10 protein-coding genes and 1 pseudogene are annotated in these 10,882 nt (G+C 61.7%); 6 read left to right on the plus strand and 5 right to left on the minus strand.

Annotated features, from left to right (window positions below; translation table 11 throughout):
* Positions 1 to 67: 67 nt before the first annotated feature.
* Entirely contained in the window at positions 68 to 1,636 is a 1,569-nt protein-coding gene (locus tag ACXRVY_RS09105) for a SulP family inorganic anion transporter (protein WP_223459137.1), read from the plus strand.
* Between the two features lie 164 nt (positions 1,637 to 1,800).
* Here ACXRVY_RS09105 and aroE read toward each other — a convergent pair whose 3' ends face one another.
* Positions 1,801 to 2,622, minus strand: a complete 822-nt coding sequence (aroE, locus tag ACXRVY_RS09110) for a shikimate dehydrogenase (protein ID WP_223459135.1) — start codon at positions 2,620 to 2,622, stop codon at positions 1,801 to 1,803.
* Positions 2,623 to 2,635: 13 nt separating this feature from the next.
* A complete protein-coding gene (hemF, locus tag ACXRVY_RS09115; protein ID WP_223459133.1) occupies positions 2,636 to 3,550 on the minus strand; it encodes an oxygen-dependent coproporphyrinogen oxidase in 915 nt (304 codons plus the stop codon).
* 163 nt (positions 3,551 to 3,713) lie between these two features.
* On the opposite strand from hemF, the gene ACXRVY_RS09120 reads away from it, so the two are divergent.
* Positions 3,714 to 4,691 (plus strand): NADPH:quinone reductase, encoded by a 978-nt coding sequence (locus ACXRVY_RS09120; protein WP_223459131.1) that lies wholly within the window; start codon positions 3,714 to 3,716, stop codon positions 4,689 to 4,691.
* A 132-nt stretch (positions 4,692 to 4,823) separates the two neighbouring features.
* Here ACXRVY_RS09120 and ACXRVY_RS09125 read toward each other — a convergent pair whose 3' ends face one another.
* The 3 genes and pseudogenes from ACXRVY_RS09125 to ACXRVY_RS09135 all read right to left on the minus strand — a co-directional run.
* Positions 4,824 to 5,381, minus strand: a complete 558-nt coding sequence (locus tag ACXRVY_RS09125; RefSeq protein ID WP_057397341.1) for an L-threonylcarbamoyladenylate synthase — start codon at positions 5,379 to 5,381, stop codon at positions 4,824 to 4,826.
* Positions 5,382 to 5,435: 54 nt separating this feature from the next.
* Entirely contained in the window at positions 5,436 to 6,542 is a 1,107-nt protein-coding gene (gene dprA / locus ACXRVY_RS09130; protein ID WP_223459129.1) for a DNA-processing protein DprA, read from the minus strand.
* Between the two features lie 81 nt (positions 6,543 to 6,623).
* Positions 6,624 to 7,370, minus strand: a pseudogene (locus ACXRVY_RS09135) (peptidoglycan-binding protein); the annotation flags it as partial.
* A gap of 265 nt (positions 7,371 to 7,635) precedes the next feature.
* Here ACXRVY_RS09135 and def point away from each other — a divergent pair.
* The 4 genes from def to ACXRVY_RS09155 all read left to right on the plus strand — a co-directional run.
* Positions 7,636 to 8,142 carry a peptide deformylase gene (gene def, locus ACXRVY_RS09140; RefSeq protein WP_108218782.1) on the plus strand — a complete coding sequence of 169 codons (507 nt, stop codon included), beginning with the start codon at positions 7,636 to 7,638 and terminating at the stop codon, positions 8,140 to 8,142.
* Positions 8,143 to 8,211: 69 nt separating this feature from the next.
* Entirely contained in the window at positions 8,212 to 9,171 is a 960-nt protein-coding gene (fmt, locus tag ACXRVY_RS09145) for a methionyl-tRNA formyltransferase (protein ID WP_223459124.1), read from the plus strand.
* The gene (rsmB, locus tag ACXRVY_RS09150) at positions 9,168 to 10,478 is read left to right on the plus strand and encodes a 16S rRNA (cytosine(967)-C(5))-methyltransferase RsmB (RefSeq protein WP_458237275.1); all 1,311 of its coding nucleotides are present in this window, start codon (positions 9,168 to 9,170) and stop codon (positions 10,476 to 10,478) included. The genes fmt and rsmB overlap by 4 nt, the downstream gene beginning before the upstream one ends.
* Before the next feature lie 22 nt (positions 10,479 to 10,500).
* A partial coding sequence (locus ACXRVY_RS09155; protein ID WP_458237276.1) for an NAD-binding protein occupies positions 10,501 to 10,882 on the plus strand: 382 nt, incomplete at its 3' end.

Consider the following 10,882-nt stretch of genomic DNA (forward strand, 5'->3'; position numbering starts at 1 on the left):
GCTCCCACATGGGCACATCGTCATCTCGTCCTGATACCCTTGCGCAAAATCCCACTCGAGAGGCCCCATGGCCCTGCCAAGCCGCCATTCACTCTTCCCTTTCCTCACCTGGCTACCCCGGCAAACCCGCGCCAGCGTCGGGCGCGACATGATCGTCGGCCTCAGCGGCGCGATTCTCGCGTTGCCGCAATCCATTGCCTACGCACTGATTGCCGGTCTCCCACCGGAATACGGCCTCTACGCGGCAATCATCCCGGTGTTGATCGCCTGCCTGTGGGGTTCGTCGTGGCATTTGATCTGTGGCCCTACGGCGGCCATCTCGATTGTCCTGTACGCCAGCGTGAGTCCTCTGGCCGTTCCAGCCTCGCAGGATTACGTCATGTTGATCCTGTTGCTGACGTTTCTTGCCGGTATCTTCCAGTGGCTGCTGGGTTTACTACGGTTTGGCGCACTGGTGAATTTCGTCTCTCACTCGGTGGTACTCGGCTTCACCCTGGGTGCTGCCGTGGTGATTGCCATCGGTCAATTGCCTAACCTGCTGGGGCTGGATTTGCCCAGCCAGGCCACCGCTCTGGATAGCTTCATCACGTTGTTGCGCCATCTCGGCGAAATGGACAAACCTTCGCTGGCGCTGGGGTTGGCGACGGTGGTGGTGGGCGTGATCCTCAAGCTGTGGTTGCCACGCTGGCCGACGCTGTTGATCACGCTGGTGCTGGCTGCATTGCTGGTCTGGCTTTGGCCATCAATGTTCGGCCATGTGCAACTGGTCAGCGCCTTCACCGGCAAGCTGCCGCCTTTCAGTCCGTTGCCGCTGGATCTCGATCTGATCCTGCGCCTGCTGCCCAGTGCAGTGGCGGTCGGTATGCTCGGGCTGGTCACCAGCCTGTCGATTGCCCGCTCGATCTCGGCGCGTTCGCAGCAATTACTTGATGCCAATCAGGAAGTTCGTGCCCAAGGCCTGTCGAACATCGTCGGGGCGTTTTTTTCCGGATCGCTGTCGGCCGGCTCTTTCACTCGCTCAGGCCTGAGCTATGAAGCGGGAGCCTGTTCGCCACTGGCGGGGATTTTTTCGGCGTTGTGGGTGGCGCTGTTTGCAATCTTCGGCGCGAGCCTGATCGCGCACATCCCGATCCCGGCGATGGCCGGGAGCATTCTGTTGATCGCCTGGGGGCTGGTGGACCACCGCGGCATTCGCGCGTTGTTGCGGGTCAGCCGCGCTGAGTTCGTGGTAATGGCGCTGACCTGCGTCGCCACGCTGCTGCTGGAATTGCAAACGGCGATCTACGCCGGCGTGCTGGCCTCGCTTTTTTTCTACCTCAAGCGCACCTCGCAGCCACGGGTGCAGCATGTGCGAGATGGCGAGGAAGACATTCTGCGGGTGGGCGGTTCAATTTTTTTCGGTGCCAGCCATTACTTGCAAGTACGCCTGCAACGCATGCACGGCGCGCGGGTGGTGATCGAGGCGCAGCAGATCAACTTCATCGACTATTCAGGGGTGGAAATGCTGCATCAGGAAGCGCGGCGATTACTGCGGCAAGATCGCAGCCTGACCCTGCGCCGGGCCCGGCCGCAGGTGGTGGAAGAGTTGAGGAAGCTGGAAGGGGCGGAGAAATGCCCGATCCGGTTTGAGGATTAATCCGACTTGACTCTGAACCCTGTGGGAGCAGGCTTGCTCGCGATGACGGCAGTACATCCAGCATTGATGTGCCAGATATACCGCTATCGCGAGCAAACTCGCTCCCACATTTGATCTGTGTCGTTCACAAATCCAGTGTGGGAGCAGGCTTGCTCGCCAAGCTTTCAAAGGGCCAATTGCCGCCGTAATTCAGCCAGTACCGGCGCCGTATCCGGGCGCACGCCGCGCCACAGGAAAAACGCTTCCGCCGCTTGTTCGGCCAGCATCCCCAAGCCATCCATCGCCACCGCAGCCCCGTGTTCACTGGCCCAGCGGCAGAACGAGGTCGGTTCCTTGCCGTACATCATGTCGTAGCATACCGTTTTGCCCGGTTCGATCAGGCTGGGCGCAATTGGCGGCACATCGCCTGTCAGGCTCGCGGAGGTCGCGTTGATGATCAGGTCCACCGACTCCTGCAACCAGTCGTAGCCACTGGCCGAGACCGGTCCCAGATCACAGAACAGTTCCGCCAAAAGCTCGGCCTTTTCCACCGTGCGGTTGGCGATGATCACCGATGCCGGTTGCTCGGCCAGCAACGGCTCCAAAGCACCTCGCACCGCACCACCAGCACCGAGCAACAGGATGCGTTTGCCCTTGAGGCTGAATCCGGCGTTGACCGTCAGGTCCCGCACCAGCCCGGCGCCGTCGGTGTTGTCGCCCAGAAGACTGCCGTCGGCCAGTTTGCTCAAGGTATTGACCGCACCGGCGCGCTGCGCCCGTGCCGTCAGGCTGTTGGCCAATCGATAGGCCTCTTCTTTGAACGGCACCGTCACATTGGCGCCGCGTCCTTCGAGGAAAAACGTCCGGGCACAGGTGGGAAAGTCGTCGAGTGGCGCCAGCAGCGTGTTGTAGTCCAGCTTTTGCGCGGTCTGCTCGGCGAACAGGCGATGGATCAACGGCGACTTGCTGTGGCCAATCGGGTTTCCGAATACGACATAACGGTCCATCAGGTTTCCTCGTTCAGGCGTCGGCCAACCAATCGCGGTCTTGCAGGAAATACTCGGTCAGGCGCGCTTCTTCGCTGCCAGGCTCGGCCTTCCAGTCGTAACCCCAGCGTACTTGTGGTGGCAGCGACATCAGAATCGACTCGGTCCGCCCACCCGATTGCAGGCCGAACAACGTGCCACGGTCATAGACCAGGTTGAATTCAACGTAGCGGCCACGGCGGAATTCCTGGAACTCGCGCTGCTTGGCTGTGAACGCATCGTTCTTGCGGCGCTGCACAATCGGCAGATAGGCGTCGATGTACGCATCGCCGATGGCGCGCATGAAGGCGAAGCTGGTGTCGAAGTCCCACTCGTTCAGGTCGTCGAAAAACAGCCCGCCGATGCCGCGCGGCTCGTGGCGATGCTTGATGTGGAAATAGCTGTCGCACCAGGCCTTGTAACGCGGGTAAACGTCCGGGCCGAACGGCGCACAGGCCTGCTTGGCGACGCGATGCCAGTGGATGCAGTCTTCTTCGTTGCCGTAATACGGGGTCAGGTCGAAGCCGCCGCCAAACCACCACACCGGTTCTTCACCTTCTTTTTCAGCGATGAAAAAGCGCACGTTGGCGTGGGAAGTCGGCACGTGCGGATTGTGCGGGTGAATCACCAGCGACACGCCCAGGGCTTCAAAGCCACGGCCCGCCAGCTCCGGTCGATGAGCGCTGGCGGAGGGTGGGAGACCGCTACCGAAGACGTGGGAAAAGTTCACGCCACCCTTTTCAATCACCGCACCGTTTTCAAACACACGGGTGCGACCGCCACCGCCGGCAGGCCGGGTCCAGGCGTCTTCGACGAATTGCGTGCCGCCGTCTTCGGCTTCCAGGGCGGCGCAAATGCGCTCTTGCAGGTCGAGCAGGTAGGCTTTTACGGCCTCGGTGCGGGTCGTCATGTCATCACCTTGAATCGGGCAAAACTACGCGGCGCTCCATTGGAGCTCAGTCTGCGCAAATGGGCCCGTAGCATAACATCGCACGTTACCCCTCCGCAGTTGACGAAGATCAAGCTTAGGAGTCCGATAGGGAGCTTGGTAAAACGACCTATGGAGAGTTCAGATGGCAAAGCGTATCCAGTTCCGCGCCCAYGGCGGCCCCGAAGTACTCGAGTATGTGGATTACCAACCCGCCGAGCCAGGCTCCAGGGAAGTGCGCGTGACCAACAAGGCCATCGGCCTGAACTTTATCGACACCTATTATCGCAGCGGTCTTTACCCGCCGCCGTCCCTGCCATCGGGTGTCGGCTCGGAAGGTGCGGGCGTGGTCGAGGCGGTGGGCAGCGACGTGACCCGCTTCAAGATCGGCGATCGTGTGGCCTACGGCAGCGGCCCTCTGGGCGCCTACAGTGATGTTCACGTGTTGCCCGAGGCCAATCTGGTAAAGCTGCCGGACGCCATCAGCTTCGAACAGGCCGCCGGGGTGATGCTCAAGGGCCTGACCGTGCAGTATCTGCTGCGTCAGACTTATGAACTCAAGGGTGGCGAAACCATCCTGTTCCACGCCGCGGCCGGTGGTGTCGGTTCCCTGGCTTGCCAATGGGCCAGGGCCTTGGGCGTGAAGCTGATCGGCACGGTCAGCTCGGCAGAGAAAGCTGCACTGGCCAAGGCCAACGGAGCCTGGGCGACCATCGACTACAGCCATGAAAACGTCGCCCAACGCGTGCTGGAATTGACTGACGGCAAAAAAGTCCCGGTGGTGTACGACGGCGTCGGCAAGGACACCTGGCTGACTTCACTCGACTGCGCCGCGCCGCGTGGGTTGGTGGTGAGCTTCGGCAATGCATCTGGTGCGGTCGACGGCGTGAACCTGGGGATCCTGGCGGGCAAAGGCTCGCTGTACGTGACCCGGCCAACCCTCGGCACTTATGCGAACAACGCCGAAAACCTGCAGCGCATGGCCGACGAACTGTTCGAGATGATCACCAGCGGCAAGTTGACGGTGGACATCAGCCAGCGTTATCCGCTGGCTGATGCGGCGAAGGCGCAGACCGAGTTGTCGGCGCGGCGTACGACCGGTTCGGTTGTTCTGCTGCCTTAACATTTTCAGTGCCTGCCTGGGCCTCATCGCGGGCAAGCCCGCTCCCACAAGGATCAGCGGTGACCACAAATTTTGTGAACATCAGAAGACACTGTGGGAGCGGGCTTGCCCGCGATTGGGGTCGCCTCGGTATCAGTCCGGGCGCACAACCTTGCCGGTCGCCAGATCGCGAATCACGCTCGGGTTCTTGCGCCCCCCCAGATTTCCGCCTAGCACCAGATCCACCTGGCCACGGAAATACTGCTCGACGCGAATCCGCGTACGTGCCGCCGGGCGCCCCTGCGGGTTGGCCGACGTCGACACCAGCGGCCCGACCAGTGCGCACAAATCCCGTACCAGCGGGTGATCGCTGACGCGTAGCGCTACCGTCTCATGCACCCCGGTAATCCACTCCGGCAGCAGGTTCTGGTGCGGCACCAGCCAGGTGTTCGGACCTGGCCAGGTGCTGGCCATGCGGTCCATCCACAACTCGGGAAAGTCTTCGAAGAGGAAATCGAACTGACGGATGTTGTCGGCGACCAGAATCAGCCCCTTATCCACAGACCGGCCCTTGATCAGCAGCAGACGCTCCACCGCTTCCTCGTCCCACGGGTCGCACCCCAGGCCCCAGACTGCTTCGGTTGGGTAGGCAATCACCGCCCCGGCGCGAATTGCTTGCGCGGCTTGTTGCACACGCCAACTGTTGACCATGAAAAACACTCCAGAATAAGGCTCTGCGCAGTTTACCGATCTTGTTTATAAAACCTAGCTCACCCGCGCAAACCAGCGTCCGCTTTCGCACACGGCGCAGCCATCCATTTCCAGTTCCGTCAACGCAGCCAGCACTTTTGGCAAGGCCCAGCCGCTTGCGTCGGCCAGCGCTTCGCTGGTGAGAGGCGCGGCATGCAGCAGCTTCAGCAGTGGGTGAGTCGTTGCAGGGGTGCAGGTTTCTGTGGACAACGGCAGTCGCTGCCATCCGCGCAAGGCTTCGAGGATATGTTCGATGGTTTCCACCAGCACCGCACCGTCCCGGATCAACTGATGACAGCCGCGGGCGCCGGGGTGATGGATCGACCCGGGCATCGCAAACACTTCGCGCCCCTGTTCCGCCGCCAGCCTCGCGGTGATCAGCGAACCGCTGGCGACACTGGCTTCGACCACCAGCACCCCGAGAGACAAACCACTGATGATCCGGTTGCGTCGAGGGAAGTTGCCGGCGCTGGGGCCTGCATCCAGCGGGAACTCCGAAAGCACTGCGCTGCCCGAAGCGATCATGGCGTCCGCCAGGCGTCTATTTCGCTGTGGATAAAACTTCTCGAGCCCCGTACCGAGCACACCGACCGTTTGCCCGCCGACATCGAGCGCGGCTTGGTGCGCGGCGGCGTCAATGCCCAGGGCGAGGCCGCTGGTAATGACAAAACCGGCACCGGCCAGGCTGCGGGAAAACGCCGCAGCGGTGTCCATCCCCGGCCGGGACGCGCGCCGGCTGCCGACCATCGCCAGTTGGGGTTTTTCCAGAATGCCCGGATTGCCCGCGACAAATAACAGCGGTGGTGCATCGCTGATTTGTGCCAGCAGTGCCGGGTAGTCAGGCTGGTCCCACATCAGTAAATGCTGGGCCGGGCGGTCTAACCAGGCCAATGCGTGGCTGGCGCCGTCACGAATCTCAGTGCTTCGTCTGGCCTCGGAACAGGCCAGTGGCAAACCCAGCGAACGCCAGGCACTGGCCGGCGCACTGAGGGCTTTGGATGCCGAGCCGAAGGCTTCGAGCAATTTCTTGAAACGCGCAGGACCGAGTTCCGGCAAACGATGCAGACGTAATCGAGCTTCCAGTTCCGCGGGGGAAACCGGTGTAACAGTAGACAGCGACATGGATCATCCTTGATCGTAATAAGCACCCGTACAAACGGGAATAAGCTGTGGATAACTCTGTTGGTAACTTGTGAAGCACGCTTACGGATTTCGCACCTTGTCCATCACCGACAGCGAGCGCGAAGCGCTAAGCACCAGCCCATAACTGAGTTTTTCGTAGGTACGGAAAACCATCAGCAGACCGGCGCGCTCATCAGGAATTTTCAACGGCTGACCAGTGATCCGGTCGCGCACGGTTTCGCCGGTCTTCATCACCGCAAGCAGATTGCCTTCGGCCAGACCGTCGCGCTGCCCCTTGTTCAGCGTAACCACGTCCAACTCGCCGATCTGCGTGACCCCACGCGGCACATCGATGATCAAACCGTTGATTTCGTGGCTCGGTGCGTTGGGCGTGAAGGTCGAGTTGATCGCGTGCTCTTCACCGCTGAACAAGCGATCGCCGATGCGGACCTCTTGGGTCGTGCGTTGCAATGCCAGAGTGGCGACGTCACCTTCGATGGCCACGACCTCGCCGCCGCCGATGTCGTCGGCGTTGATCCCCAGAATTTCCTTGCTCTGCGGATCGGTGTAGACCTTGCCCTGGCGGAAGATGCCGTACGCCGGTTGCGCCGGATCGAAATGGCCGCGGGCAAAGATGCGGTCACCCGCGCCGCTGAGTACGCGCTCGGCATCGCCGGCGACGATGTAGGGCGCCTTGTCGAAGTCCTCGGCCTTGTCGACGATGCGGTTGCTCAGCAGAAAGCTGTTGATCGATTTCAGCGCAATGCTGGGGATAGCCTCGGTCACCGGGCTACTGCGCACCTGAGGCGAGAGCTTAATGGTGGGAATGTCTTCCCGAAGTTGCACTTGCCCATGCGCCCAACCTGCCGAGACCAGGAGCAGCAGGGTGAGTAGTGATTTCCTCATGCGGTGAATCCCTTTATTATGTACGTTCGCGTGAAACGCCAGAGCCCTCAACGGCTCGCTCCCGGCTTGCTTGTCAAAACTTGCTTGTCAACAGAAGGGAGCTACGTTTTACAACGGTAGCCTGCATTTCTTCGGACCCGCCAGGCCATCGACCCGACCTTACTTCACACGTGCAATCATCAAGCTTATGGCCATTTTGAACATCCTCGAATTCCCTGATCCGCGCCTGCGCACTATCGCCAAGCCAGTGGCCGTAGTGGACGCCGAAGTGCGTCAGTTGGTCGACGACATGTTTGAAACAATGTATGAAGCGCCTGGCATCGGCCTTGCCGCTACCCAGGTCAACGTGCACAAACGTATCGTCGTGATGGACCTCTCCGAAGACCGCACCGAACCGCGAGTGTTCATCAACCCCGAGTTTGAACCGCTGACCGACGAGATGGGCCAGTATCAGGAAGGCTGCCTGTCGGTGCCGGGCTTCTACGAAAACGTCGATCGCCCGCAACGGGTCAAGGTCAAGGCGCTGGACCGCGACGGCCAGCCTTACGAACTGATCGCCGAAGATTTGCTCGCGGTGTGCATCCAGCACGAATGCGACCACCTCAACGGCAAATTGTTCGTTGATTACCTGTCCACGCTCAAACGCGACCGCATCAAGAAGAAACTGGAAAAGCTCCATCGCCAGAACGCCTGATGCCCATCTTCAAAGGCTTGCTGCGGCAAGCCTTTTTCTTTTCAAGATGCTTTGCAATAGAGAACACCCATGACTGAGCCACTGCGCATTGTCTTTGCCGGCACCCCGGAATTCGCCGCCGAACACCTCAAGGCCCTGCTCGACAGCCCTTACGAGATCGTCGCGGTCTACACCCAACCGGATCGTCCGGCCGGTCGCGGGCAAAAACTGATGCCGAGCCCGGTCAAGCAGCTTGCTCTGGAGAACAACATCCCGGTGTTGCAGCCGCCCACCTTGCGCAATGGAGACGCGCAAGCGGAACTGGCCGCGTTGAAGCCAGACTTGATGGTGGTGGTCGCCTACGGCCTGATCCTGCCGCAAGTGGTGCTGGATATTCCGCGTCTGGGTTGCATCAACAGCCACGCCTCGCTACTGCCGCGCTGGCGTGGCGCTGCACCGATCCAGCGCGCCGTGGAGGCGGGCGATGCGCAAAGTGGCGTGACGGTGATGCGCATGGAGGCTGGCCTCGATACCGGGCCGATGCTGCTCAAGGTCACCACCCCGATCAGCGCCGAAGACACCGGCGGCAGCCTGCACGATCGGCTGGCCGAAATGGGCCCTCCGGCCGTGGTCCAGGCGATTGCCGGCCTCGCCGCCGGAACCTTGGAGGGCGAAGTGCAGGACGACAGCCTGGCGACCTACGCGCACAAATTGAACAAAGACGAAGCGCGCATCGACTGGACCCGCCCGGCGGTTGAGCTGGAACGTCTGGTCCGCGCCTTCAACCCATGGCCGATCACCCACAGCACCTTGAATGGCGAAGCCCTGAAAGTGCTGGCCGCGAACCTGGCCGAAGGCAAAGGCGCCCCAGGTGAAATCCTCGGCGCCAGCAAGGACGGCCTGATCGTCGCCTGCGGCGAACAGGCCCTGTGCCTGACCCGCTTGCAGTTGCCCGGCGGCAAGGCGCTTAACTTCAGCGACCTGTTCAACAGCCGCCGCGAGAAATTCGCCACCGGCACGATCCTCGGTCAAGCGGCGGACGCTCAATGAATCCGCGTCTGGCCGCCGCCAAGGCACTCGCCGCTGTCCTGAGCGGAAAAGCCTCGCTCAACAGTTCGCTGCCAACGCAGATGGACAAGGTGGAGGACCGTGATCGCGGCTTCACCCAGGACCTGGCGTTCGGCACCGCGCGCTGGCAGCCACGCTTGTCGGCGCTGGCGGACAAGCTGCTGCAGAAACCGTTCAAGGCCGCCGATGCCGATGTCGAGGCGCTGTTGCTGGTCGGTCTCTATCAGTTGCTCTATACCCGTGTCCCGGCCCATGCCGCGATTGGCGAGACGGTCGGTTGCGCCGACAAGTTGAAAAAGCCTTGGGCCAAGGCTCTGCTCAACGCTGTGTTGCGTAATGCTCAGCGCGAAAGCGAAACGATTTTCGCCGAGCTGGAGCGTGACCCGGTGGTGCGCACCGCTCACCCTCGCTGGCTGCAGAAATCCCTGAAGGCGTTCTGGCCGGAGCAATGGGAAGCCATCTGCGCCGCCAACAACGCGCATCCGCCGATGATCCTGCGGGTCAACCGTCGCCATCACAGTCGCGATACCTACCTCGGTTTGCTGACAGATGCCGGTATCGCCGCCACGCCGTGTGTCTATAGCCGCGACGGCATCGTGCTCGAAGCCGCCACCGACGTGCGCGGCCTGCCGGGTTTCGCCGATGGCTGGATCAGCGTGCAGGACGAAGCCGCGCAACTGGCCGCTGATCTGTTGGACTTGGCCCCCGGCCAACGGGTGCTCGACGCCTGCTGTGCTCCGGGCGGCAAGACCTGCCACATCCTCGAAGCCGAGCCCAAACTGGCCGGCGTCGTGGCGGTAGACCTGGAAGCCAAGCGCCTGGTGCGGGTGCGGGAAAACCTCGAACGTCTGAAGCTGAGCGYCGAACTGATTGCCGCCGACGGCCGCGACACTCAGGCGTGGTGGGACGGCAAGCCATTCCAGCGCATCCTGCTGGATGCGCCATGCTCGGCTACTGGCGTAATTCGTCGTCACCCGGACATCAAGCTGACCCGCCAACCCGACGACATCGCCGCGTTGGCGGTGCTGCAAGGCGAATTGCTCGACGCCATGTGGAACACGTTGGAAGTGGGCGGCATTCTGCTGTACGCCACCTGTTCCACGCTGCCGACCGAAAACACCGAAGTCATCGCAGCCTTCCTCGCCCGCACGCCGGGTGCTCGTGAGCTTGACCTCGCCACGGCAGCCGGCATCAAGCAGCCCCATGGTCGCCAGTTGCTGGCCCAGGAAGGCGGCCACGACGGTTTCTACTACGCCAAGCTGATCAAGATCGCCGCCGCTCGCGGTTAAACGGATTCAATGGAGTGACTGGATGAAAATCATCATCCTCGGAGCAGGGCAGGTGGGCGGTTCACTGGCGGAACACCTGGCCAGCGAAGCCAACGACATCACCGTGGTCGATACCGATGGCGAACGCCTGCGCGATCTCGGCGACCGCCTGGACATCCGCACGGTACAAGGTCGTGGCTCATTCCCGACTGTGTTGCGTCAAGCCGGAGCGGATGATGCCGACATGCTGGTCGCGGTGACCAACAGTGATGAAACMAACATGGTCGCCTGCCAGGTCGCCCACACCCTGTTCCACACCCCGACCAAAATCGCCCGGGTTCGCGAAGCCGCGTACCTGACCCGCGAAGAGCAATTGTTCCAGAATGAAGCGATTCCGGTGGACGTGCTGATCAGCCCGGAACAAG

The organism is Pseudomonas sp. P5_A2_2, assembly GCF_054177685.1.